The sequence below is a fragment of the Bradyrhizobium sp. WSM4873 genome (assembly GCF_055811355.1).
The window spans coordinates 303,420-328,723 of sequence record NZ_JBVVPS010000003.1 but is presented as its reverse complement, the minus strand read 5'-3'; the positions used below and the strand labels follow the sequence as shown (position 1 = coordinate 328,723).

General features: G+C 64.0%; 22 protein-coding genes. 10 read left to right on the top strand and 12 right to left on the bottom strand.

The window, feature by feature from the left end:
- Window positions 1-367: 367 nt before the first annotated feature.
- Complete coding sequence (locus AC0L21_RS08210; protein WP_473260002.1) at window positions 368-805, top strand: hypothetical protein; 438 nt, start codon at window positions 368-370, stop codon at window positions 803-805.
- A 138-nt stretch (window positions 806-943) separates the two neighbouring features.
- On the opposite strand, the gene AC0L21_RS08205 is transcribed toward AC0L21_RS08210, so the two are convergent.
- The 4 genes from AC0L21_RS08205 to AC0L21_RS08190 form a co-directional block, all read right to left on the bottom strand.
- On the bottom strand, window positions 944-3,223 hold the full coding sequence (locus AC0L21_RS08205; protein ID WP_473260000.1) for a ComEC/Rec2 family competence protein: 2,280 nt from the start codon (window positions 3,221-3,223) through the stop codon (window positions 944-946).
- Window positions 3,224-3,318: 95 nt separating this feature from the next.
- On the bottom strand, window positions 3,319-3,552 hold the full coding sequence (locus AC0L21_RS08200) for a DUF2171 domain-containing protein (protein ID WP_007610829.1): 234 nt from the start codon (window positions 3,550-3,552) through the stop codon (window positions 3,319-3,321).
- A gap of 85 nt (window positions 3,553-3,637) precedes the next feature.
- Window positions 3,638-4,024, bottom strand: a complete 387-nt coding sequence (locus AC0L21_RS08195; protein WP_473259998.1) for a nuclear transport factor 2 family protein — start codon at window positions 4,022-4,024, stop codon at window positions 3,638-3,640.
- Between the two features lie 9 nt (window positions 4,025-4,033).
- Entirely contained in the window at window positions 4,034-5,710 is a 1,677-nt protein-coding gene (locus AC0L21_RS08190; RefSeq protein ID WP_473259995.1) for a glutamine--tRNA ligase/YqeY domain fusion protein, read from the bottom strand.
- Between the two features lie 156 nt (window positions 5,711-5,866).
- On the opposite strand from AC0L21_RS08190, the gene gltX reads away from it, so the two are divergent.
- The 8 genes from gltX to AC0L21_RS08150 all read left to right on the top strand — a co-directional run bounded on the left by gltX (window position 5,867) and on the right by AC0L21_RS08150 (window position 15,138).
- Complete coding sequence (gene gltX / locus AC0L21_RS08185; RefSeq protein WP_473259993.1) at window positions 5,867-7,294, top strand: glutamate--tRNA ligase; 1,428 nt, start codon at window positions 5,867-5,869, stop codon at window positions 7,292-7,294.
- A 183-nt stretch (window positions 7,295-7,477) separates the two neighbouring features.
- Window positions 7,478-8,782, top strand: coding sequence for a citrate synthase (gene gltA, locus AC0L21_RS08180; RefSeq protein ID WP_018458093.1), 1,305 nt, complete (start codon window positions 7,478-7,480; stop codon window positions 8,780-8,782).
- Window positions 8,783-8,961: 179 nt separating this feature from the next.
- Window positions 8,962-10,140, top strand: a complete 1,179-nt coding sequence (locus AC0L21_RS08175) for an ROK family transcriptional regulator (protein ID WP_473259991.1) — start codon at window positions 8,962-8,964, stop codon at window positions 10,138-10,140.
- 57 nt (window positions 10,141-10,197) lie between these two features.
- Entirely contained in the window at window positions 10,198-11,484 is a 1,287-nt protein-coding gene (locus AC0L21_RS08170) for an ABC transporter substrate-binding protein (RefSeq protein WP_473259989.1), read from the top strand.
- Entirely contained in the window at window positions 11,481-12,404 is a 924-nt protein-coding gene (locus AC0L21_RS08165; protein WP_473259987.1) for a carbohydrate ABC transporter permease, read from the top strand. Before AC0L21_RS08170 ends, AC0L21_RS08165 begins: the two co-directional genes overlap by 4 nt.
- Window positions 12,397-13,254 carry a carbohydrate ABC transporter permease gene (locus AC0L21_RS08160; RefSeq protein WP_473259985.1) on the top strand — a complete coding sequence of 286 codons (858 nt, stop codon included), beginning with the start codon at window positions 12,397-12,399 and terminating at the stop codon, window positions 13,252-13,254. The genes AC0L21_RS08165 and AC0L21_RS08160 overlap by 8 nt, the downstream gene beginning before the upstream one ends.
- Before the next feature lie 10 nt (window positions 13,255-13,264).
- Window positions 13,265-14,374: an ABC transporter ATP-binding protein gene (locus AC0L21_RS08155; protein ID WP_473259982.1), complete on the top strand. Its 1,110-nt coding sequence runs from the start codon at window positions 13,265-13,267 to the stop codon at window positions 14,372-14,374.
- Window positions 14,371-15,138 (top strand): SDR family NAD(P)-dependent oxidoreductase, encoded by a 768-nt coding sequence (locus tag AC0L21_RS08150; RefSeq protein ID WP_473259980.1) that lies wholly within the window; start codon window positions 14,371-14,373, stop codon window positions 15,136-15,138. The genes AC0L21_RS08155 and AC0L21_RS08150 overlap by 4 nt, the downstream gene beginning before the upstream one ends.
- Before the next feature lie 134 nt (window positions 15,139-15,272).
- On the opposite strand, the gene AC0L21_RS08145 is transcribed toward AC0L21_RS08150, so the two are convergent.
- The 4 genes from AC0L21_RS08145 to lpxA form a co-directional block, all read right to left on the bottom strand.
- Window positions 15,273-16,238: an alpha/beta hydrolase family protein gene (locus AC0L21_RS08145; RefSeq protein WP_473259978.1), complete on the bottom strand. Its 966-nt coding sequence runs from the start codon at window positions 16,236-16,238 to the stop codon at window positions 15,273-15,275.
- Window positions 16,239-16,384: 146 nt separating this feature from the next.
- Window positions 16,385-17,569 carry a lipid-A-disaccharide synthase gene (gene lpxB / locus AC0L21_RS08140; protein WP_473259976.1) on the bottom strand — a complete coding sequence of 395 codons (1,185 nt, stop codon included), beginning with the start codon at window positions 17,567-17,569 and terminating at the stop codon, window positions 16,385-16,387.
- Complete coding sequence (locus tag AC0L21_RS08135; protein ID WP_473260118.1) at window positions 17,566-18,423, bottom strand: LpxI family protein; 858 nt, start codon at window positions 18,421-18,423, stop codon at window positions 17,566-17,568. Before AC0L21_RS08135 ends, lpxB begins: the two co-directional genes overlap by 4 nt.
- Window positions 18,424-18,442: 19 nt before the next feature.
- The gene (gene lpxA, locus AC0L21_RS08130; protein ID WP_473259973.1) at window positions 18,443-19,234 is read right to left on the bottom strand and encodes an acyl-ACP--UDP-N-acetylglucosamine O-acyltransferase; all 792 of its coding nucleotides are present in this window, start codon (window positions 19,232-19,234) and stop codon (window positions 18,443-18,445) included.
- Between the two features lie 175 nt (window positions 19,235-19,409).
- On the opposite strand from lpxA, the gene AC0L21_RS08125 reads away from it, so the two are divergent.
- Window positions 19,410-19,754 carry a KTSC domain-containing protein gene (locus tag AC0L21_RS08125; protein ID WP_473259971.1) on the top strand — a complete coding sequence of 115 codons (345 nt, stop codon included), beginning with the start codon at window positions 19,410-19,412 and terminating at the stop codon, window positions 19,752-19,754.
- 6 nt (window positions 19,755-19,760) lie between these two features.
- Here the strand turns inward: AC0L21_RS08125 and fabZ are convergent, their stop codons facing one another.
- The 4 genes from fabZ to rseP form a co-directional block, all read right to left on the bottom strand.
- Window positions 19,761-20,177 (bottom strand): 3-hydroxyacyl-ACP dehydratase FabZ, encoded by a 417-nt coding sequence (gene fabZ / locus AC0L21_RS08120; RefSeq protein ID WP_051058562.1) that lies wholly within the window; start codon window positions 20,175-20,177, stop codon window positions 19,761-19,763.
- A gap of 41 nt (window positions 20,178-20,218) precedes the next feature.
- The gene (lpxD, locus tag AC0L21_RS08115) at window positions 20,219-21,286 is read right to left on the bottom strand and encodes a UDP-3-O-(3-hydroxymyristoyl)glucosamine N-acyltransferase (protein WP_473259969.1); all 1,068 of its coding nucleotides are present in this window, start codon (window positions 21,284-21,286) and stop codon (window positions 20,219-20,221) included.
- Window positions 21,287-21,410: 124 nt separating this feature from the next.
- On the bottom strand, window positions 21,411-23,942 hold the full coding sequence (gene bamA, locus AC0L21_RS08110; RefSeq protein WP_473259967.1) for an outer membrane protein assembly factor BamA: 2,532 nt from the start codon (window positions 23,940-23,942) through the stop codon (window positions 21,411-21,413).
- A 187-nt stretch (window positions 23,943-24,129) separates the two neighbouring features.
- Window positions 24,130-25,281 carry an RIP metalloprotease RseP gene (rseP, locus tag AC0L21_RS08105; protein WP_027567151.1) on the bottom strand — a complete coding sequence of 384 codons (1,152 nt, stop codon included), beginning with the start codon at window positions 25,279-25,281 and terminating at the stop codon, window positions 24,130-24,132.
- Between the last annotated feature and the right edge of the window lie 23 nt (window positions 25,282-25,304).

Below are 25,304 nucleotides of genomic sequence, written 5' to 3'. Positions count from 1 at the left end.
GTTCTGGTTCTGCACAGACTATCCGGCCCCTCCTCCGGCGCTGGCTCCTCGCGACGCCCAGGAAACAGCACCGAAACAGCACCGCTTCAAATGGCACCGCGTCGCGGCTCGCGTGTTCGAGGAAACACCATCCAGCGATCAAGTTCGCCCGCCGCAGCCAAGCCGGCAATATTCGCGCATGCGCCTCCCGAATGCATCGCAACGGGCTTTGTTCCTATTGAATTCGGGAAAGATAATGTGATCGCGGCTTGCGGAAGCCAGCCGCAGATTTGCCCACAACCAAGCAGAGCTTTCGTGCTTCCACTCTGATAGAGGCCTGCGCCTCGATAAGAGACGCGGGTTGCTATCCCAGCATGAGGAGCACCCGATGTGTGACTACAGCCTACATGCCGTCGCGTCGCGCCCCGCCGAAGTCGGCGAGACGATCGTCACGACAAGCTTCCGCGGCACCTCGACGCGCGGCTTCGCCTCCGCAGCCGATCCGTCCGTTGCCGTCTGCCTGCTGCCGGGAACGGAGCTCGCCTTCGCCGACGACGTCCGCTACGACAATCGCTGGATCTGGACGCGCACCATCAATTCCCGCGTGGGCAAGTTCGGCAAAATCGATCCGCACGTTCCCGACCGCCATCACGACGCGATCGAATTCCCCGACGGCAAATATGTCCTGGTGACGCAGCTCGTCGAAGGCCAGCGGGCGACCGTGCTGCAACTGCCGGTGACTCAGTCGGTCACCGAGCGCGAGCACAAGGCGCAGATCATCGCCGACAGCAGGCAGCCTACCGTCACGCACCTGCCGATCGGCTGAAACAGCCGCCCTCCGGCTACGAGGTCGGAGGTCAGGATTGAATCGCCATCGCCGGCCGTGGCCGGCGAGATGGTGTAGTTTGCGCCCAGCGAATCCGAGCGGACGCACCGATCCACTGCGTTGCTCCGCACCATCAGATCAATCGTCGGCCTGCAAGTCCGTCTCCGCCGGCGTTGCGTCCTTGATGCGGGACGCGGTCGTCTTTGGCGCGAGGCTGCCGTCGAAATCACCCTCGCCGGCGCCGGCCGGCAACCAGGGGCGGCTCGTGCCTCTCGCCCTCACCGCCTGAACCGCAAAACCGTCGCCACGCTGCGCCAGCGCCAGCGCGCTCTGGCTGGCGAGCCGCCGCCGATCGACCACCATCGCGGCGCAATCGGGCGGCGCGGGACGTGTCGTCACCACCAGCACGGCCCGACTGCAATCGTCCGCGAGAGCGTCGACGCGGAGTGCCAGCGCGACCAGCCTCCCGTCGGCCAGTGGCGTCACGCAGCCGGATTCGTCACAGGACACGCCATCGGCCAGCGAGGCTCTGCCCGCATCGCGGGGATCGGCGTCGGCAGCGAGCCATTCCCTCAGCAGAAAGCTGTCCTTGTTCGTCCTGATCAGGTGCAGATATCCGTCCTTGCCCCGCACGGCGACGCTCGCGCCATCCCCGGCAATCAGGATGTCGGGCTGCCGCGCCGACAGTCCCCAGAGGATCGCTGCCAGCAGCACCAGGGCGCCGGACCAGCGTAGCGGCGTCCGCAACAAGCCCAGCACGATGATTCCCAGGCTCGCCACGATCAGCGGCGCGATTCCGAACGCCGGGATGCGGCCGACCGCGCCCGGCAAGGCCGCGACCCAGCGCGAGACCGCGACCATCCAGTCGATGCCGATCCCCATCAGCCACCAGAACACGCTGTCCAGCCCGAACGGAGCAGCAAGCAGCCCCAACAGTCCCGCCGGCATCACCAGCGCCGAGACCACCGGCATCGCGCCGAGATTGGCGAGCACGCCGAACGGCGTGACACGGTGGAAGTGGAAAGCGGCGTAGGGTGTGGTCGCAAGTCCCGCAATCAGCGAAGCCATGAACAGCATCGCGATCTCGCGGCCGCCCCACATCGCAATGCGCGCGGTCGCCGAATGGTCCGGCGAGGCAAACAAATTCGGCATGCCGATCTGCACCAGCGCCACCAGGCCGAGGGTTGCCGCAAACGACATCTGAAAACTCGGATGCACCAGCGCTTCCGGCGCGACCGCCAGCACGATCAGCGCAGCCACAGCAAGCGTGCGGAAGGTGATGGCGCGGCGATCGACCATCACCGCAATCAGCACCACCGCCGTCATGAAGAGCGATCTTTGCGTCGCGACCTCCGCGCCCGACAGCAGCAGGTAGAACGCAGCAGCGACCAGCGCGGCGGCGGCCGACCATTTCTTGATGGCGAAGCCCGCCGCCAGTCCCGGAATCAGAGCGAGCAGCGCGCGTACCGCGAAGAACACGACACCGGCAACGACGGCCATGTGATAACCGGAGATCGAGAGCACGTGGCCGAGGCCGGAGATGAACATGGCGTCGTTGACCGGCGTGGTGATCGCATCGCGCCGCCCGGTGAGCAGCGCGGTCGCGATCGCCCTGTTGTCACCGTCGAGCGTCGCGCGGATGCGGGCATCGATCGCATCGCGCAGGCCTTGCATGAAGGCCGCGTAACGCAGCCGCAAGCCGCCGGTCTCAGGCGGCGGCGCCACCGTGATTGCGCCCATTGCAAAACCGGAGGCGCCGATGCCCTGGAAGAACATGTCACGCGAAAAATCGTAGCTGCCGGGTCGCACCGGCGCGAGCGGCGGCATCAGCCGCGCCTTCAGCTGAACGAAGCTACCGACCTCCGGTGCGGTGCCTTTGCGGACCGACAGGCGCACGCGCTCGAGCCTGACGTCGCTGCGTTGCGCCTCCATCGCGGTGACGCGCAGCACGAAACGATCTGTCCGCTCGCGGATGTCACGAGCCTCGACGAAGCCCGACAACGACACCGAATAGAGCGACTTTGCCAGCACCGGGTGGGCGATGCGCGCCGTCTTCCAGGTCGCGACGGCAAAGCCGGCCGCGACCGCTGCGATCATGATGGCCGGGGCGAACAGCCGGCTCCGCCGCAACAGAGCCGCGCCAAGCAAGAGCGCGCTGGCGGTCGTTGCAACGACCCACAGCACCGGCTCGTGATCGGCAGAGAAATAAAGCGCGATGCCGCAGCCAAACGCCACGGGCACCCACGGCAATAGCCGCCCAGCGCCAGCCTCGGCGCGTAGCCACGCGCGCAAGGTCTCGGCGAGCGATGTCCAGAGGTCGAGGCCTGCAGGCGCGAGGCCGCCCGCGGACGCGGCGCGGCCCGCGGGCCACGTCCCCGCGATCCCCTGCGACCGTAGCGGCCGGCCCGGCTCCGCCATTCTCTGCACTCGGTGATACGCAACGAAGTCAGAAGCTACCGGAACGTGCAGGCGGGCGGATAGCGGTACGGATCAGGAACGAAAGGGCGCGATCGCTACTTTTCCTCTTCCATCGTCACGGCCACGTCCGCCTTGGCCGAGAGCCGGACCTTGTTGCCCTCGATATCGGCGACGAGGCCCTTGTCGATGAAGTGATGATGCCCCTTGTGGCTGCCCTCGCCGCTGTCCTTCTTGGTCAGTTTGATGCGATTGCCTTCGACCTTGTCGACTGTGCCGATATGGACGCCGTCGGCGCCGATGACTTCCATATGTTCTGCGATGTTCTGCATGGTGGGTTCCTTGTTGGGCCCACCCCAACGCGCGAGGTGCATGTTCGTTCTCTCACGAGAATGACGATGCCGTGTGCCCCACGGGTCAGACCAGCGGCGCCTGCGACGAGGCGTGGTGATTGACGATCTTCCAGTCGCCGTCCTCGCGAATGATGACCCAGCTCATCTTGACCGAGAAACCGGGGCGTTCGCCGGCGAGATCGAACGAGATGGTCGCGGCCATATTGATCAGATCAGGACCTGCCTGCGCCGCCTTCACCTCGGAAAACAACGCGCTCGGCTGACGCCAGCGCGGCAGGCCGTTGAAATAGTCTGCGACGCCATCCCTGCCCCGGTAGAGCTTCGGGTTGGAGCCGAAGAAGAACGTATTTTTCCCATAAAGCGACGACAGCGCGGCCGCATCGAGCGTGGCGAAGCCGGCGCACCATTTCGCGATGATGGCGGAAACGATCGCGTCGGCTTCGTCGCTCATTGTGGTCCCTCAGCCTTTGGCAACTTCCTTCGCGAACGTGTCGCGCAGGCCGATGGTGCGCGAAAACACCGGCTTGCCGGGCGTCGAGTCCTTGTCGCGGACGAAATAGCCTTGGCGCTCGAACTGCATCGGCTCGGTCGAATTGCTTTCCGCAACCGATGCCTCGACCCGGCCATCAGCGAGAATTTCCAGCGACTGCGGATTGAGGTCGGCCGCGAAGTTCGAGGCGTCCGGGCTCGGATTGGCAAATAGCTGGTTGTAGACGCGGATTTCCGCAGGCACGGATGTTGCCGCCGACAGCCAGTGCATTGTCGCCTTGACCTTGCGGCCATCGGGCGCGTTGCCGCCCTTGGTCGCGGGATCGTAAGTGCAGCGCAGCTCCACCACTTCGCCGGCATCGTTCTTGATCACGCCGGTGCACTTGACGAAATAGGCATAGCGCAGCCGCACCTCGTTGCCCGGCGACAGACGGAAGAACTTTTTCGGCGGGTTCTCCATGAAGTCGTCCTGCTCGATATAGAGCTCGCGGCCGAACGTGATCTTCCGGGTGCCGGCCGAGGGATCGTCCGGATGATTGATCGCCTCGAGCTCCTCGGTCTGCCCTTCCGGATAGTTCTCGATCACGACCTTGAGCGGCTTCAGCACCGCCATCCGCCGCTGCGACGTGCGGTTCAGCTCCTCGCGGATGCAGAACTCGAGCATGCCGACGTCGACGACGCTGTTGGCCTTCGCCACGCCGATGCGCTTGACGAATTCGCGAAGGGCGGCCGGCGGCACGCCGCGGCGGCGCATCCCCGCCATGGTCGGCATGCGCGGATCGTCCCAGCCCGCGACATGGCCTTCGCGGACGAGCTGGGTCAGCACGCGCTTGGACAGCAGCGTGTAGGTCAGGTTGAGCCGCGCGAATTCGTACTGGTGCGGCTTCGACGGCACCGGCAGCTTCTCGATGAACCAGTCGTAGAGCGGCCGGTGGTCCTCGAATTCCAGCGTGCAGATCGAGTGCGTGATACCCTCGATGGCGTCCGACTGGCCATGAGCATAGTCGTAGCTCGGATAGATGCTCCACTTGGTCCCGGTGCGCGGATGGTGCGCATGCAGGATGCGGTACAGCACGGGGTCGCGCAGATTGATGTTGCCCGCACCCATGTCGATCTTGGCCCGCAGCACGCGCGCGCCGTTCGGGAATTCGCCCGCCTTCATGCGTCGGAAGAGATCGAGATTTTCATCCACGCTGCGATCGCGGAACGGCGAGTTCTTGCCGGGCTCGGTCAGCGTGCCGCGCGAGGCGCGGATCTCCTCCTGGGTCTGGTCGTCGACATAGGCGAGCCCGTCGCGGATCAGCTGCTCCGCCCATTCGTAGAGGCGGTCGAAATAGTCCGAGGCGAAGAACAGGTTCTTGCCCCAGTCGAAGCCGAGCCAGCGCACGTCGGCCTGGATGGAATCGATATATTCCTGCTCTTCCTTCACCGGGTTGGTGTCGTCGAAGCGCAAATGGCAGCGGCCCGGAAACTCCTGGGCGATGCCGAAATTGAGCGCGATCGACTTGGCGTGGCCGATATGCAGGTAACCGTTCGGCTCCGGCGGGAACCGGGTCACGATCTCCTTGTATTTGGCCTGCTCGAGGTCGGCCTGGATGATGTCACGAATGAAATCGCGCCCAACCTCGTTCGCCACCGGTTCTGTCATTACGAAAATCCTGTAGGGAAATCAGCGGCCCTTCTGCCAAATTCGGGACGCTGAGCCAAGGGCTTAAGCAAGGCCTTAAGCCGTCCGCTGCCGGGCTTTAGTTATGTACCGGTCCTGTTATATACCACCGCCTCCAATGCATAGGCCTTGCCAAGAATGACCTCTCCCGTCGTCACCCGCTTCGCTCCCTCGCCGACCGGCTTCCTCCATATCGGGGGCGCGCGCACGGCCCTGTTCAACTGGCTCTATGCGAAGAAGCACGGCGGCAAGATGCTGCTCCGGATCGAGGACACCGACCGGGAGCGCTCCACCGAGGCCGCGATCGGCGCCATCCTCGACGGCCTGAAATGGCTGGAGCTCGGCTGGGATGGCGACGTCATCTACCAGTTCAGCCGCGCCGCCCGCCACCGCGAGGTCGCCGAGCAGCTGCTCGCCGACGGCAAGGCCTATCGCTGCTACGCCACCGCCGAGGAGCTGACCGCGATGCGCGAGAAGGCGCGCGCAGAGGGGCGTACCCGCCTCTATGACGGTCTGTGGCGCGACCGCGATCCGGCGACGGCCCCAACCGACGTGAAGCCCACCATCCGGCTCCGCGCGCCGCAGACCGGCGAGACCGTGATCGACGATCAGGTCCAGGGCCGCGTGGTCTGGCAGAACGAGAATCTCGACGACCTCGTCCTGCTGCGCGGCGATGGCAACCCGACCTACATGCTCGCCGTGGTGGTCGACGACCACGACATGGGCGTCACCCATGTCATCCGCGGCGACGACCATTTGATCAACGCGGCCCGCCAAAAGCAGATCTACGATGCGATGGGATGGACGCTGCCGAGCATGTCCCACATCCCCCTGATCCATGGCCCGGACGGTTCGAAGCTCTCCAAGAGGCACGGCGCGCTCGGCGTCGATGCCTACCGCGCCATGGGATACCTCCCGTCCGCGCTCCGCAACTATCTCGTCCGGCTCGGCTGGAGCCATGGCGACCAGGAAATCTTCTCGACGGAGGAGATGATCGCGGCGTTCGACCTCGCCAGCGTCGGCCGCGCAGCTGCGCGCTTCGATTTCGCCAAGCTGGAAAACCTCAACGGCCACTACATCCGCAATGCCGACGATCAATCACTCGTGAAGATGTTCGAGGACGTGCTCGACCACGTCGTGCCCAGCCGTGACGAGCTTAAGGCCAAGTTAAACGACACCACGCGCGCGCAGCTCCTGAAGGCCATGCCGGCCCTGAAGGAGCGCGCCAAGACGCTGATCGAGCTGATCGACGGCGCCTATTTCATCTTCGCCGACCGGCCGCTGGAGCTCGATCCGAAGGCGGCAGCGCTGCTGACGCCCGAGAACCGCAAGCTGATCGGCCAGCTTCATTCCGCGCTGGAGAAAGTCGAGACGTGGAGCGCGGCCGATGCGGAAGCCGCGCTGCGCGCCTTTGCCGAGGAAAATGGTCTCAAGCTCGGCGCGGTTGCCCAGCCGCTGCGGGCGGCGCTGACCGGCCGGACCACGTCGCCCGGCATATTCGAGGTTTTGGACGTCCTGGGACGCCAGGAAAGCCTGGGCCGGCTTAAGGATCAGGCCAAGGACTAGGCCAAGGACCGGGGCCAAGAACCAGGCTACGACGTAAGTCGACCATGCGTGGCGCCATCTTGCAGCGCACACAGCAATAATATACCCATCTCACCCGTACCTTCTGGAACATCCGGCCTGCCCCGCGATATCTCATCGGGGCCTCCGGGTCCGGCCCGTTTCACCATACATCGGGGACCTCTGATGGACGCAAAACCAAGCAATAAGACCGCCACACTGACGGTCGGAAACAAGAATTTCGATCTTCCGATCCACAGCGGCAGCGTCGGGCCCGACGTCATCGATATCGGCAAGCTCTACGGCCAGTCCGGCCTGTTCACCTACGACCCGGGCTTCACCTCGACCGCGAGCTGCCAGTCCAAGATCACCTATATCGACGGTGACGCGGGCGTGCTGGAATACCGCGGCTATCCGATCGAGCAGCTCGCCGAGAACGGCGACTTCCTCGAGACCTGCTATCTGCTGCTGTTCGGGGAGCTTCCGACCGCCGCCCAGAAGAAGGATTTCGACGACCGCGTGATCCATCACACGATGGTGCACGAGCAGATGGCCCGCTTCTTCCAGGGCTTCCGGCGCGATGCCCATCCGATGGCGATCATGGTGGCGGCTGTCGGCGCGCTCGCCGCGTTCTATCACGACTCGACCGACATCAACGATCCGAAGCAGCGCATGATCGCCTCCATGCGCATGATCGCCAAGATCCCGACGCTGGCTGCGATGGCCTACAAGTACACGGTCGGCCAGCCCTTCGTGTATCCGAAGAACTCGCTGAAGTTCGCCGAGAACTTCCTGCATATGTGCTTCGCCGTGCCGTGCGAGGACTACAAGATCAACCCGGTGCTGGCTGACGCGCTGGACAAGATCTTCATCCTGCACGCCGACCACGAGCAGAATGCCTCGACCTCGACGGTGCGTATCGCGGGCTCCTCCGGCGCCAACCCGTTCGCCTGCATCGCCGCCGGCATCGCCTGCCTGTGGGGCCCGGCGCATGGCGGCGCCAACGAAGCAGCGCTCGCAATGCTCGCCGAGATCGGCTCGGTCGACAAGATCCCCGAGTTCATCGCCAAGGTGAAGGACAAGAACTCTGAAGTCCGCCTGATGGGCTTTGGTCACCGCGTCTACAAGAACTATGATCCGCGCGCCAAGATCATGCAGAAGATGTGTCACGCCGTGCTCAAGGAGACCGGCCATGGCGACGATCCGATGCTGAAGGTGGCGCTCGAGCTCGAGAAGATCGCGCTCAGCGACCAGTACTTCATCGACCGCAAGCTCTACCCGAACGTCGACTTCTATTCGGGCATCACGCTGAAGGCGATGGGCTTCCCGGTCTCGATGTTCACCGTGCTGTTCGCGGTCGCCCGCACCGTCGGCTGGATCAGCCAGTGGAGCGAGATGATCGAGGATCCGCAGCAGAAGATCGGCCGGCCGCGCCAGCTCTACACCGGCGTCACCCGCCGCGACTACGTCGCGATCAACAACCGGAAGTAAGGTCGAGCCCATCACGGCTTTCGAAGCGGCGCCATCTCCGGATGGCGCCGTTTTTATTTTTGCGCCGACACAATCTTGCTGCCGCGCACAACAACAAGTCGGCGCAAAGCGTCGGCCGACGCTTGACGTCGAAACGCTTCGCGCGCAAATTCTTACACTAAGTAAGAATGACGACAGGGATGGAAATGCCGGAGCAGCCGAGAAGTCGGCGGCAGACGCGTGCTGCCATTTTGACTCATCTGCTTCAGTCAGGCGGGTCGTTTCGCCCGCCGCTGGCCAAGGCCGTGCGGCTGTCGGAAGCGAGCCTGTCGCGCATCCTGTTCGACCTGAAGGCCGAAGGCCTGATCGAAGAGGTGCGGCGCCCTGCCCCTTATGTCGGTGGCCCGACCGGCCTCGTGTCGCTCGATGGGGCGGTGGCGCTCGCGGCTTTCGAGCTGACCAGCCAGCGGCTCAGCGTCGGCATCGGGGGCCTGTCGGGCGAACTGCACGACGTCGGGCATGTGCCGCTGCCGGCCGCGCCGACCGCCGCGACGGTCGGCCGGGCGTTTCGCGAGGCCATGACATTGCTGCGCGACTGGACGCGGCACCGGCGCATCCCCCTCGCGCAGATCGGCGTCTCCATTCCGGGCCTCGGCCGGCTGGGCGCGTCAGGCAATCCGATCATTCCCTGCGACATCGGGCGTATCAGCGAGATGTTCGGCGGGACGTTTGCCGGCGTGCCGGTCGAGTTCACCAATTCGGTCGTCGCGCACGCCATCTTTCACCGTTGCCGCACGGAGAACTATCCATTCAGCGGCGCGCATCTGTTCGTCTTCGTCGGCCAGGGCGTCGCGGGCACCTGGATGGATGATCCGATCGAGGACGATGCCCTCCAGCCGGTCGAGCTCGGCCACATGGTGTTCGGAGCCGACGGACCAATTTGCCGCTGTGGTCATCATGGCTGCGTCGAAGCCTATACGTCGCTTCCCGCCCTGGCCGGACTTCTTGGCGTCGCCGAAGCGGAGTTGCTTCAACTCGGCAGCGAATGGGTAACCGCAATACTGCTCTCGTCGCGCGTGCGGCAGGAATTGCGCCGGCGGCTGTTCCGGCTGGGGCTTGCGATCGGCAACACGCTGAACGTGAAGCCATGCAAGGGCGTCGCGATCAGCGGCTGGCCATCGCTTCTCGCCGAGGACGATCGCAACGCGCTCGTCGAGGGGATCGACGCCTGCCTGTTGGGCGGCCGCAAGCACGCGCAAGTGTCGCTCGCTTTCGTGCCGCCGTCGCATGGCAACGATCCGCGGGCGGCGCTGGCATTCGCGGCTTTCTGCCTCGCTTGCCGCGGCGGCATGCCGGCCGCATCGATCGAGGCCGCCTGAGATACCTGATGCCGCGCGGCTCTCGCGCGAAAGAGTTCACACCGGGAGGAACTTGCCATGCCGATCACGACAACAAGGCGCCAACTGCTCGCCGGATCTGCCGCCGCGCTCGGGCTGCCGGCATTTGCCCGCGCACAAGGCGGGATCAAGCCGCGTCTGACTGCGATCTCGCAATGGTCCGCAGGTAGCGATGGGGCCGCCATCACGGCGCTCGGCAAGAAATTCGAGGAGAAGGGCGGGGTTTGGCAGCACTCGCCCGTCCCCGGCTTCACTACCGAGATGATGAACAAGCTGCGTGCCCAGATCATGGCCGGCGATCCACCGGCCTGCTCGCAGCTCAAGGGCCCCGAGATCGCGGCCTGGTCGAAGATTGCCCCAACCGTCGATCTCGATGCCGTCGTCGCTGCCGCCGGATACGAAAAGGTTGTCGCTCCGGACCTTGCAAAATTGCACAAGCCGGCGGGCAAGTGGATTGCGCTGCCGTTGCAGATCTACAGCACCAACATGCTGTTTCTCTCCAAACGCGCGATGGACAAGGCCAAGACCGACAAGGTCCCCGTCACATGGGCTGAGTTCAACGACCTCGCCGAAAAGATGAAAGCAGGCGGAGTCCCCTATCCCATCGCCAACGGTGGCACCCGCCCGGACGACGGCCAGAAATTCGAGGCCGCTTTGGCAGGCATCAGTCCCACTGCATATCGCGCAGCCATCATGAATCTCGACAAGAAGGCCCTGGAGGGCCCCGAGATAAAGGCTGCCTTCGTCCAGGTGCGCAAGATCGCCGACTGGATGGACCCCAATGTCGGCGCCCAGCACTTTTCAACCAACCTGAAGCGCTTCGTCGACGGCGACATGGGCATGATGATCATGGGCGGGTGGGCGCAGGGCGTTTTGCGCAACGCCGGCTTCAAGTTCGAGGACTTCATGATCGCTCCGGGCCCGAGCGACAATAGCAAGCCGGTCTTCCTGTTGAATGCCGATGCCTTCATATTCTGGCAGCGCAAGGAGGCCGACCTGCAAGCCGGCCAGACGCTGATGGCCCAGCTCGTGATGGATCCAGCGATCCAGACCATGTATTCGCAGATCACGGGATCGATCCCCGTGCGCACCGATGTCGATCTGTCGGGCGAAGGCTGGTCGGACGGTCAACGGCGGACGGCAGCAGCCCTGAAAGACGCGATCGCCAGCAATCAGGCCGTCCTCAGCCTCGCGCACAACATGGCGCAGGAAAACGGCATGACCGCAGCGATGATCGACGTGATCACGGAGTACGTGAAGAACAAGACGATCAAGCCCGAGCAAGCGGCCATACGCCTCGCCGAGGCCGTCGAGAGCTCACGTTGACCATCGCCGTCTCGACAACACCGGGCCGGCCGGCGGCCTTTGACTGGGTACGCCGGCTGCCGGAATATTTGACGATCTGGGTGCCGCTGCTGCTGTCCGCCGCGCACCTCATTGCGTTTACGCTCTGGACGATCTGGATATCGTTCACGCCGTCCACTCTGGTCCCGGTCTCGGGCTGGGTCGGTTTGCGCAACTATTCTTCGGTTGCAGCATCGCGGAACTGGCAGATTGCCTTGGACAATCTGCTGCTGTTTGGCTGCGCCTTCGTGTTGCTGAGTCTGGCGGCCGGCCTCATCCTTGCAATCCTGCTCGATCAGCGCATTCGCGGCGAGAACCTGCTGCGGTCCATCTTCCTCTATCCTCTGGCGGTGTCATTCGTGGTCACCGGCACGGTCTGGAGTTGGCTGCTCAATCCTGGCCTCGGGATCCAGAAGCTGGTCCGCGATCTCGGCTGGACCTCGTTCCGGTTCGACTGGCTGATCGATCGCGACATGGCGATTTGGACCATTGTCATCGCTGCGATCTGGCAGTCCTCCGGTTTTGCCATGGCGCTGTTCCTCGCCGGTCTCCGCTCCGTCGACGCCGACCTGATCAAGGCCGCGCAGATCGACGGCGCCGGACCGATCCGAATGTACCGGCGGGTCATCCTGCCGACCCTCTGGCCGATCACGATCACCGTCATCGTCATCCAGCTGCAGTTCGCGATTTCGACCTTCGACCTCGTCCGCGCGCTCACCAATGGTGGGCCCGGGATCGCCACCCAGCTGCCGGCTCTCGTCGTCTACGACCTGATGTTCCAGCGCAGCCTGCTCGGACGGGGAGCGGCGGCGGCAGTGCTCATGTTGCTCATTCTTCTCGCGGTTTTGCTGCCCTATGCAGCGTGGCGTTACGTCCAGCGGCGGCGGGCGATCCATGCGTGAGCGAACCATCGCACCAGGCCGGATACTGATCTATCTCGTGGTGTCGCTGGTCGCTGCAGCGTGGCTCGCGCCACTGGCTGTTGTCGTGCTGAATTCGCTCCGTACCAATGAGGAGATCGCACAGGCCTCGATGATCGGCTGGCCGAAGCAATGGGCATGGAGCAACTACGCCGCCGCCTGGAGCGGCTTCTGCGTCGCCGAGACCTGCGCCGGCATCCGGCCGTACATGCTGAACTCCGCGCTCGTCACGATTCCCGCGACGATCTTCTCGACTCTGCTGGGTGCTGTCGCCGGTTACGCCGTATCGCTCTGGCGTTTTCGCGGCGATAGCTGGATCTACGGCATCGTGACCCTTGGCCTCTTCCTTCCCCAGCAGATGCGCTTGCTTCCCTGGACCATCGTGTTGCGCGACACGGGCCTGATGAACACGCTAACTGGCCTGGTCGTGATCCACACGATCCAGGGACTCTCCTTTACCGTCTTGTTCTGCCGAAACTACTACACTGCCATCCCGCAGGATTTGATAAGAGCTGCGCGCATCGATGGCGCAGGGTTCTTTCGTATTTTCTGGCGCATCATCCTGCCACTCTCGCCGCCCATTCTGGTCGTCACCGTGATCTGGCAGTTCACGCATATCTGGAACGAGCTTCTCTACGGCGTGACATTCACGACCGGTCAGCAGCAGCCGGTCACCGCCGCACTGATCGCGCTATCGGCCGCCGTTGCCGACATCCCGCAGCATGGCGTGCAAAGCGCGGCGGTGATGATCGCCGCCTTGCCAACCCTGCTGATCTATCTGATCGGTGGCAAGTATTTCGTACGCGGCCTCACCGCCGGGGCCGTGAAATGATCGGATTGTCATGGCAGCACTAAGCATTCGCTCCCTTTCCAAGCGCTACGCCAATCTGGAGGTGCTCAAGGGCATCGATCTCGACATCGAGAGCGGTGAATTCACCGTGCTCGTCGGCCCATCCGGCTGCGGCAAATCCACGCTGCTCAACATTATCGCAGGGCTCGACCTTCCGAGCGCAGGCACCGTGGAAATCGGCGGACGTGTCGTCAACGACATTCCGCCGAAGGACCGCGACATCGCCATGGTGTTCCAGTCCTACGCGCTCTATCCATCGATGACAGTGCGCCAGAACATCACCTTCGGCATGGAATGCCGCCACGTACCGAAGCCGGAGCAGGAAAAGGCGCTGGCGAATGTCGCCAAGCTGCTCCAGATCGAGCCGCTGCTCGGTCGCAAGCCCTCGCAGCTCTCCGGCGGCCAGCGCCAGCGTGTGGCAATGGGCCGGGCGCTGGTGCGCGATCCCCTGCTCTTCCTATTCGACGAGCCGCTTTCCAATCTCGACGCCAAGCTGCGCGTCGAGATGCGGATGGAAATCAAGCGGCTGCACCAGCGCATCGGCGCCACCATCGTCTATGTCACCCATGACCAGATCGAGGCGATGACGATGGCGACGCGCATCGCCGTGATGCATCGGGGCGTGGTGCAGCAGTTTGCCGACCCTGACACCGTGTATCGCTATCCCGCCAATCTGTTCGTGGCCCGTTTCATGGGTTCGCCGCCGATGAACACGATGCCGGCGCGGCTCGAGGCCGATGCCGGCGGCCCGGTGATCGTGATCGGCGCGGGGCGGCCGGACGAGGTCCGCCTCCGCCTTGGCCAATACGACGCGGCGGCCCCCTTCGTCGGCCGTGACGTGGTGGTCGGGATCAGGCCGGAATGCATCGCCGAGGGCAGCCGCGTGTTCTCCGCCGATCCGCCCGTCGTCGTCAATGCGCCGGTGGAGATGGTCGAGCCGACCGGAGCCGAAACGATCGTGCTGCTGCGGCTTGGCGGCGAGCCTGCGCTGGCGCGCATCACGCCGGACATCCGCCCCACACCGGGCGCCGCCGCCCCGTTCGCGCTCGACACGCGCCGCATCTGCCTGTTCGACCCCGAGACGGAGCGACTGATCGCATGACAAGAACGAGCTATGCCGGTCTTAGGGATCGCGTGGTGTTGATCACCGGTGGCGCCAGCGGCATCGGTGCCGCCTTCGTGCGGGCGTTCGCAGCCCAGGGGGCTCGCGTCGCGTTCCTGGATCTCGATGAAGCAGCCGGCCGGGCGCTGGTCGCGGAAGTGAAGGCCGCGGCTGGAACCGCACCCTTGTTCGTGCCCTGCGACCTCCTCGACATCGACGCCTTGCGCGGCGCCATGGCGCAGGTGCACAGATCGCTTGGCGATGCCGCGGTTCTCGTCAACAACGCCGCCAATGATCAGCGTCAGGTGCTGGCCGAGGTCACCCCGGCCGAGTTCGACTGGATGATCGGCGTCAACCTCAAGCACGTCTTCTTTGCCGCGCAAGCGGTGGTGCCGCAGATGCAGGCGCGCGGCGGCGGTTCGATCATCAACATGTCGTCGATTGCCTGGATGCGCGGCGCGCCGGGGCTGCCGGTCTACGCCGCGGCGAAGGCCGCGATCGTCGGCTTCACCAACTCCCTGGCCCGGTCGCTCGGGCCCGACCGCATCCGCGTCAATGCGATAGCGCCGGGGATGGTGATCACGGAGCGTCAGCGCCGGCTGTGGTATCCGGACGACCAGGCGATCGCCGAGCTGCGCACGCGTCAGGCCATTCCCGACGCGGTGACGCCCGACGACATCGCCAACATGGCGCTGTTCCTCGCCTCCGACGACAGCCAGCGCATCACGCGCCAATGTTTTCAGGTCGATGCTGGTCTCGGCTAGAGCGTGTACTCACAACCGGAGCTGCCTCGTAGAGGTCCGCTCCGTATCCGATAGCGGTCGCGTTGGCGTACCTCTCCCTGAGTCCGAGATGGGCCCAGAAGCCGACTTGCTCTACAGAGCCTTAGCGGTAGCTGTCAGTTGCCTTCAGGCAGTTGCTCATGGAAAAATCGCGCGACGCTCACGTTAAATTCACGATGGAACGCTGACCTATCAAATCCAGCGGGCTTGTCGGTGCAGGGGCGAGGCAGCGCGGCCGTGAGTTGCGGCGAGCATGGCGCTAGGAACGCAAAGTGGCTAGCAGGCACGTTGTGAATTTCCGGCGTTCCGGGCAGCGCACGGGCTACCCGCGCCGTGCCTTGCGGATCGATAATCCCGATTCCGACCTCCGCTCGCCAGAACTGCACCGGAATCTTGATCGCGGCGAGATTTGATTGCGTGAAGAAGGCTGGTACCGGATCGACGATCACAGCGGCGCGAATGCGCGCATCCTGCGCTACAGCGGGAATGACGTCGCTACGAAGTTGCTCGCAGATCTTCGACGCATCCGTGCAGCCTTGCGCATAACGGTCGAAGTCGGGTGCTGCCCCGATCAGCGCCAGACCAGTGTAACCACCCATAGAGAATCCGAACAGTCCGATCCTTGTCGGATCGACAACGGCCCAATCTTTCCAGTCATGCAGCATAAAATCGAGCAGACGGACCATGTCTGCTGGGCGCGACGAGAAAGTCGACAGATCGTATTTCTTCGAGGAGTCCTTCGCGCTGTCGCCCGGATGATTGATTGCCGCGACGACAAAGCCGGCATCAGCTAGCGCAACTGCTGTATCATGATGCCCACCGAACCATCCGACATTACCATGGGAGACGATGACTAGCGGCAGCTTCGCGCCTGTGACCTGGCAATCCTTCACGCCGATGAGACCATAATCGACGCCCACTCCTAGGTCGCCGAGCTCAACATCTTTCGGTTGGGCCTTGCATGGATACCAGATCGCGCCCGACAAGTTCGGGCCATGGTTGAAAAGCTGGATACCAGCGGCGTCGGCGGAAGAAGCCGAGCAGAGAACCACAACAACTAAACACCAAAAGGCCTTGCGCAAATAAGCCCCCCAATCTTTGAAAGGTAGGAACAAGGGAAGCAACGCGGGCTAAATTATGTCCGCAACGGGTCACAAACCGCCGATCACGCCCAAGGTTAGGAGGCTTCCGCTTTGCGCTGGCAAGCCGACGTTTATGAGTACACGTTCTAGCTAGCCTGCCTGCCCTTGCGCATCGTCGCCAATACGATATCCGCTGCGAGTACGCTCGGCGACTTGTTGCCGGTCGACATGATCGTATCGAGCTGCGCGAACGCTTCCACCTGCTGCCGGCGCAGCGGTGAATCCGTCAGAAGCTGCGAGAGCGCAGGCGCCAGCTTCTCCGGCGTGCAGTCTTCCTGCAGGAACTCCGGGATGACATCCTTGCCGATCACGAGATTGGCGAGAATCACCGAGGAGACGCGGATCGCGCGGCGCAGGATGAAGGCTTCGATCGCGCCGACGCGATAGGCCGTCACCATCGGAATGCCCGACAGCGCGAGCTCCAGCGTCACCGTGCCGGATTTTGCCAGTGCCGCGCGCGCGATGCGGAAGGCGGCGCGCTTCTCGTTCTCGCCGACCACGATTTGAGGCTTGACCGGCCAGTTCGCGATGCCTTCGCGGATGGTGGCCTCGAGATGCGGCATGGTCGGCAACATCAGTTCGAACCCGCGGCCGTCCGTCTGCAATCGGCCGAGCGTCGCGCCGAACACGTCGAGATGGTGCCTGATCTCGCTGCGGCGGCTGCCGGGCAGCACCAGCAAGACCGGCGGCTCGCCGTCGCGGCGCGCCTGCTCCTCAGCGTTCGGCCGCAGCGAGGGCAATTGCTCGATCAGGGGATGGCCGACATAGCTGCATGGTGGCCCGCCGAGCTTGCGATATTCCTCCGGCTCGAACGGCAGCAGGCCGAGCACATGGTCGACATAGCCGAGCATGGTCCGCGCCCGTCCCGGCCGCCAGGCCCAGAGCTGCGGCGAGACGTAGTCGACGATCGGGATCGCCGGATTCCGCGCCCGCACGCGGCGGGCGACACGATGGGTGAAGTCGGGACTGTCGATGATGACGAGCGCGTCCGGCGCGGCTTCGGTCACGGCCTCCGCGGTCTCGCGGATCAGCCGCAGGATTTTCGGCAATTGCTGCACGACCGCGGCGAAGCCGACGATCGAGAGCTGCTCGATCGGAAACAGCGTCTCCAGCCCCTGGCGCGCCATGGTGTGGCCGCCGACGCCCACGAATTGCACGCCGTCGCCGAGGCGCTGGCGCAGCACCTTCATCAAGGCGCTGCCGAGCCGGTCGCCGGATTCCTCCGTGGCGATCAGGAATATCTTGCGCTTGGGATCGCGACCCTGCATCACGCCGGCAGGCCGATGACAAAGAGATATTTGGCGTCGGCGAGCGCGATCATCGCCTCCGGCTCGGCGGCGATGGTGTTGCCGGCAACGACGGCGATGCCGGCCAGCCCTGCGGCGGCGACGCCCTCGATAGTGCGTGGTCCGATCGTCGGCAGGTCGAAGCGCAGATCCTGCCCGCTCTTTGGGACCTTCACCAGCACGCCCCGCCCGGTGGCAGCGCGGATGCGGCCCTCCTCGCGCAGCCGTGCCACGCGCGCGAGCAGCGCATCGGTGCCCTCGATATCCTCGACCGCCACCACATGACCATCGATCACGACCGCGGCCTGACCGATGTCGAACGGACCGAGCGCGGTCAGCACCGCGCGTCCGCGCTCGATGTCGGTCTTGCCGGTGTCGCTCGGCCAGGCGCGGCTGATGCAGCCCTCGGGCATCAAGAGGTCGGGCGCGACATCCTTGATGCCGACCATGCGAAAGCCGCCTTGCTCGAGAATGCGCCCGACGCCGGACAACAAATGATCGTCGCCGCCGCGGAAGGCGCGGATGACATTGCCGAGCAGCCGGAGCGTCGTGAAGTCGACCCGAACCTCCGAGAGCGAAGGCCGTACCAGCGTGCCGATGAAGATCAGGTCGCGGCAGCCCTCCTCGCGAAACAGCCGCATGGCGCGGCCGAGCTGGCCGACCGAGATCCAGCGATGACGGAATTTTTCCACCCGTGCCGGATCGCAGGCCCCCCGAAGGGGAAACAGCACTGGTGTAATGCCGCGGGCCGCGAGCGAGTCGGCAACCGCGAACGGCATCGCGCCGCCGCCCGCGACCACGCCGACCGGCGATGAAATCTCCGAAGCCACCGATGTCATGCCCGGGGCCATCGCATCATCACTTCGCGATGGCAGGAAGACAGAGCGGGCGCTTGCCCTTGCCGATGAAGTCGAGGATTTCGCCGATCGCAGGATCTTCGCCGGCGAGCGGTCGCGCCGCCTCCAGGCGTTCGGCAAAGGTAGCGGGGCCATGGAAGAGTTTCTGATAGAACGCGCGCACGGTCGCAAGCCGCTGCTTTGTGAACTTGCGCCGCTTCATGCCGATCAGGTTGAGGCCTTCGAGCACGGCATACTGGCCGTTGACGAGACCGAACGGAATGACGTCGTCGCGCACGCCGCACACGCCGCCGACCATAACTTGCGGGCCGATGCGGGTGAACTGGTGCACGGCGGACAGACCGCCGATGAAGACGAAATCACCTATCTCGCAGTGACCGCCAAGCGTGGCCGAGGTCGCGAAGATCACGTCGTTGCCGACATGGCAGTCATGGCCGACATGGCTGCAGTTCATGAAGTAGTTGCGGTCGCCGACCTCTGTGATGCCGCCGCCTGCGGCCGTGCCGGCGTTCATGGTCACGGACTCGCGGATGGTGCAGCCCGAACCGATCTTGAGCTTCGTCAACTCGCCACGATAGCTGAGCGATTGCGGCGGCGTGCCGAGCGAGGCGAACGGATAGATGGTGCAATCGTCACCGATCGTGGTCTGCGCGGTGATATGCACATGCCCGATCAGCTTGCAGTTCGTGCCGATCACGACATGCGGGCCGATGATGCAATAGGGTCCGATCTCGGTGCCCTCGCCGATCACGGCGCCGTCCGCGACCCGTGCGGTGGGATCAATCTTACTCATCAAGCAATCTGACTCATCAAGAAGGTCTGATTAGGTGTTGAAGTCGCTCGGTTTTCCGCTGGTTAGCGCGACTATGCCCGATCTGTCCAGTGACGTATGATCTCTCCCTGTTTCAAGTGCCGGATGAGGCAGCCTTCCCGGCGCATCAACAAGTTCACGCGGAGCTTCAGGTATCGTGGTCAGGGCCCTGGCACTTCTGCTCGCACAGCTCGCCGCCGCGCCGATCGTGTCCGAGACGATCGAGACCGGCGAAAACCGCCTCGTCGATCTCAAGACATTCGAATGCCGCGACATTACCCGCAGCACGGTGCTCCAGCGGGTCTGTTACGACCGGGCGCAGCAGGCCCTCGTCGTGGCAGTGGACGGCGTTTATGACCGCTATTGCGGCGTGCCAATCGACACGGTCGAGCGCCTGCTGGGCGCACCGTCCATGGGCCAGTTCTTCAAGCAGAACATCAAGCGCGAGGTCAGCGGTGGCCGGTACGCGTGTGCTGCACGCGAGCGTATCCAGAGAAGTTGATCCCGCTCAGTCGGTCAGCATGGCGCCGACGTCGGCCTCCGCAACCACCTGGCCATTGACCTTGGCGTCGCCGTGAAACCACCACATGGCCTTGCGGCGGCCGATCGAGCGCATGTGGTATTCGATGGTATCGCCGGGCAGCACCGGCTTGCGGAACTTGCACTTGTCGATGGTCAGGAAATAGACCGCGCGCGGCTTGTCGGTGCCCTCGACCGACTTGATGCCGATCACACCCGCGGTCTGCGCCATCGCTTCGATCATCATGACGCCGGGATAGACCGGGCGATCGGGAAAGTGGCCCTGGAACGGCGGTTCGTTGAAGGTGACGTTCTTGATGCCGATGCCGCTGTAATCGGTGCGGATGTTGATCACGCGATCGATCAGCAGCATCGGAAAACGGTGCGGCAGCGTTTGCAGGATCATGTTGATGTCCACAAGCTCGAACCTGACCGGTGCTTCGTCCGTCACTCCCGTTCCTCCTGCTTCGGATCGGCCTTGCTGTCGCGCGCCAGGCGCTCGACGGCCAAGATTTCCTTGAACCATTGCCTGGTCGGCTTGGCGAAAAAACCACCCCAGCGTCCGTTGGGAGGAACGTCGTCCTTGACGCCGCTCATGGCAGTCACCTGAGCTCCATCCCCGATCTTGACGTGATTGTTGATGCCCACCTTCGCTCCCAGCGCCACGTTGTCGCCGAGGGTCAGGCTGCCGGCAAGGCCGATCTGGGCTGCCAGCAGGCAGTGCCGGCCAATGGTCACATTGTGGCCGATCTGGACCTGATTGTCGATTTTGGTCCCCTCGCCGATCACGGTGTCGCGCAAGGAGCCCCGATCAATGGTGGTGCCGGCGCCGACCTCCACGTTGTTCTGAATCAGCACGCGGCCGGTCTGGGGCACCTTCAGATGGCCCTCGGGGCCGAAGAAGATGAAGCCGTAGCCGTCCTGGCCGATCGAGCAGCCGGGGTGGATCAGCACGTCGTTGCCGATCAGCGCGCACTGGATGGCGGTGCGTGCGCCGACATTGCAGTCCCGGCCGATCTTGACGCCGGGGCCGATCACGGCCCCCACACCGACCACCGTGCCGCTGCCGATCTCCACGTCGGGGCCGATCACGGCCAAGGGATCGACGATCACGCCGTCCTCGAGCCTGGCCGTCGGATCGATGATGGCCGACGGCGCGATGCCGTCGTTGCCGGTCCAGGATTGCGGCCGGAGCGCGTCGCCATGCCACTCCCGCGCGATCCTCACGAAGGCGCGGAACGGCTGTGGCGCCCGCAGCACGGCGACATGCGCGGGCACCCGGGCCTCGAAGCGCGGGCTCACCAGGCAAGCACCGGCCTTGGTCGCCTTGAGCTCATCGGCATATTTGAGATTGTCGAAGAACGTCAGGTGCATAGGGCCCGCTTCGTCGACCGAAGCAAGACCCCTGATGATTTGGCCGCCTCTGGCGGGATCGACCAGCTCCGCCTTGGTCAGCGTGGCTATGTCGGCCAGCGCTGAGGCGGGCGGCTGTGTGAAGAAGGTCGGCTGCGCCATTCCACCCCGTCGCGGTCCGGCTTCGGCATGAAGCGGCCAAGCCGCATCATGCCTCATCTCCTGGATTGGCACGATCCCTTTCGGAAACCGGCTCCGTAGTCCGGATCGTGCCGTGCTGTTCGAATTAGAACGAGGTGCCGCCGCCGAACCGGAACTCCTGCGTACGGTCGTTCTTGCCCTTGGTCAGCGGCACGGCATAGTCGAAGCGCAGCGGACCGAACGGCGAGGCCCAGATCAAGCCGACGCCGACCGACGAGCGGACCGCATTGCCGTTGTCATACACCAGGCCGGTGCAGGTTCCAGCCGAGGCTGGATTGACGGTCGACGGCGTGCACGTCGAATTCTTGGTCGTGGTCATTTCGTTCGTCACCGACCACGTCGTCGGGCCCTGATAGTCGAACAGCCCGCCAGCGTCGGCGTAGACGGCGCCCTTCAGACCCACTTCCTTCGGCAGGAACCAGAACGGCATCTGCAATTCGAGCGAAGCACCCCAATATTTGGTGCCGCCAAGCGCGTCCTGCGTACCGAAGGGGTTCAAATCGCGCGGTCCGATACCGTTCGGGGCAAAGCCGCGGACGAGGTTCGGACCCATCTGGAAATGATCGAGCATGCGCAGATCGCTGCCCATCTTGTTCAGCATGCCGCCCTGGAGGCGAACGAGACCGACGATATCCGACACCAGAGGAGTGTAGTACTTCGCGTCGACCACAGTCTTCAGATAGGAGACGTCGCCGCCGACGCCGGCGAAGTCCTGCCGGAAATCGACCAACAGACCGTCGGTGGGGTTCTTGTTGTTGTCGAGCGTGTTGTAGGTCAGCGTGTAGCCGAGCGCCGAGGTCAGGGTCTTGCCGTTGGCAAGCTCCTTGCGCACCGGCAGCGAAGCTTCGCCATCGCTGTAGCAGCCGAGGCCGTTCGTCGAGCTCAGGTCGATCCCATTTGCATTGGCGAAGGCCGGGCTCGGGTTAAAAGCCGCCGTGCCCAAATTGTTGTTACAGTTCGCCAGGTAGGACGGCAGCGTGATTTCCTGCCTGTAGATCGAGTAGCGCACCTGCAGCGACAGATCTTCACGCAGGGAGAAACCGAGGCGCGGCGAGAAGCCGAGCGTCTTGGTGCCGTAGGAGATGTAGCTGTTGGACTTCTGCTCACGCTGATAGAGGTCGAGACCGAGCGCGACCCGGTAGTCGAGCAGATAGGGTTCGACGAACGACAGCGAGTAGCCGCGGGCATACTGGCCGTAGGTCACCGCCGCCTTGGCGAACAGGCCGCGGCCGAGCAAATTGCGCTCGGAGACCGAGACTTCGGCCAGCGCGCCGTCGGTGGTGGAGTAACCACCCGAGACCGAGAAGTCGCCGGTCGATTTCTCTTCCATGTCGACGAGCAGGATCACGCGGTCGCTCGACGAGCCGGGCTCCGTCGTAATCTTCACGCTCTTGAAATAGTCGAGGTTCTTCAAGCGGCGCTCGGCACGGTCGACCAGCGCGCGGTTGTAGGCATCGCCTTCGGAGACGTCGAACTCGCGACGAATCACGTAGTCGCGCGTGCGGGTGTTGCCGCGAAGGTTGATACGCTCGATATAGGTGCGCGGACCCTCGTCGATGTTGAACACGACCGACACGGTGTGCGCCTCGAAATTGCGGTCGCCGCCGGGACGGACCACGGCGAAGGCATAACCGCGCCGCGAGGCTTCGATCTGCATCTCCTCGACCGATTTCTCGACCGATTCGACGTTGTAGAGCGAACCGACATTGACGCGCGAATAGTTGCGCATCGATGTGGGATCGAAGTTCGGAATGCTGGAGCGGAAGTCGATCGAGCCGACCCGGTATTGCGAGCCTTCCTCGATCTTGAAGGTGACGTTGAAGCCCTTCTTCTCCGGATCGTATTCGGTGAGCGCGGCGACGACCTGGACGTCGGCGAAACCGTTCTTGAGATAGAAGCGGCGGATCAGGTCGCGGTCGGCCTCGACCCGATCGGGATCGTAGATGTCGCTGCTGGCGAGGAAGCTCAGCAGATTCGATTCATGCGTCTTGATGACGTCGCGCAGGCGGTAGGACGAGTACGCGTTGTTGCCGACGAACTCGATCGACTTGACGCCGGTCTTGGCGCCCTCCTCGACCGTGAAGATGAGATCGACGCGGTTGTTCGGCTGCTCGATGACTTCAGGCGTGACGCGGACGTCGTAGCGGCCGGAACGGCGATAGATTTCGGCGATTCGCAGCGTGTCGGACTGCACCATGGCGCGGGAGAAGGTGCCGCGCGCCTTGGACTGGACTTCACCGGTGAGCTGCTCGTCCTTGATCTTCTTGTTGCCCTCGAAGGCAATGCGGCCGATCACCGGGTTTTCCACCACGGAGACGACGATCTGGCCACCGGCGCCGCGGTTGATCCTGACGTCCTGGAACAGGCCGGTCTCGATCAGCGCCTTGAGGCCGTCGTCGATGGCACCCTGATCCAGGCGACCGCCGGGACCCGGCTTGAAGTAGGAGCGGATCGTCTCCACCTCGACCCGGCGATTTCCTTCGACGGAAATCGACTGCACGGTCTGAGCAAGCGCAGACGAAGACACAAAGGCAGCCCCAACCGGGGCAAGCACCGGCGCGCCGAACATGATCAGGGTTGCGAGCAAGCCCCCCCGGAGTCGCAGTCCAAACTTCATTGCGCAACGCGCCCTTATCATTCCGTACCAGACCCAACCCCAACGCCGGTCTGGAGATTCCCCAAGTTCAAGCCGCTTGTAGACAATTTCACCGACGCCGCAAACGGTCGAGCGCGCCGTAATTTCATTTTCATTCCAAGACGTTGCCCAAGAGCAACGCCCGGGCAACGCCACAAAAAAGCCCCTATCAGGATGCGGCCATCCGCAGGATGTCGTTGTAGGTCGCAAACACCATCAACATCAGCACCAAGCCCAGCCCGATTCGGAATCCCATCTCTTGAGTCCGCTCGGACAGGGGCCGACCACGGGCAACCTCCGCCGCATAGAACATAAGGTGACCGCCATCGAGCAACGGGATCGGGAACAGATTCAGCAGGCCGATCGACACCGAGAGCACTGCGCAGAGGTTGATCACGAACTGGAACCCGGCGCTGGCCGCCTGCCCCGACATCTTGGCAATGCCGAGCACGCCGCTGACCTCGTTCGGATTGCCGTTGCCGACGAACAACGAGCCCAGGAACTTGAAGGTGCTGGTGATGATGAACCAGACCTGCTCCACCCCGATCTTGAGCGCTTCGCCGACGCCGACCGGCGATGTCGAGGCCTCACCGGCCTGAGACTTGTGCTCGACGCCGAGCACGCCGAGACGGTGGCTGTTGCCGAAGGGATCCTTGCGCTCGAGCAGCGCCGGCGTCGCGGTCAGCGACACGATGGCGCCGTCACGCTTGACCTGGAAGGCAAGCGGCGAACCGGCATTCATTGCAACCATGCGCTGCATGTCGGCAAAGCTTTCGATCGGCTTGCCGTCGATCTGGACGACGACGTCGCCGATCTTGAAGCCGGCTGCCGCCGCAGCGCCGTCGGCGACGACACCGTCGACGCGCGCGATCGTGCTCGGCTTGCCGTAATACAGCGCCATGCCGGCAAAGATCAGCGCTCCCAGGATGAAATTGGCGATCGGTCCGGCGGCAACGATAGCGGCGCGCGGGCCGACCTTCTTGTGATGGAAGCTGCCGGCGCGCTCCTCGGCCGTCATGGCCGCGAGCTTCTCGGACGACGGCGTCGAAGCCTCGCTCTCGTCGCCGAAAAACTTGACGTAGCCGCCGAGCGGGATCGCCGAGATCTTCCAGCGGGTGCCATGGCGGTCGTTGAAGCCCACCAGCTCAGGTCCGAAACCGAGCGAAAAAGTTAACACGCGGACGCCCGCCCAGCGCGCGACCAGGAAATGGCCGAGCTCATGGAAGAACACGACGATGGTCAGGACGAACAGGAAGGGAACCGCGTAGCCGAGGAGCCCATGGCTCAACGTATTGAAACTATGGACGAAAAAGTCGATCATCGAATTCCCTCATCCAGCGCCGC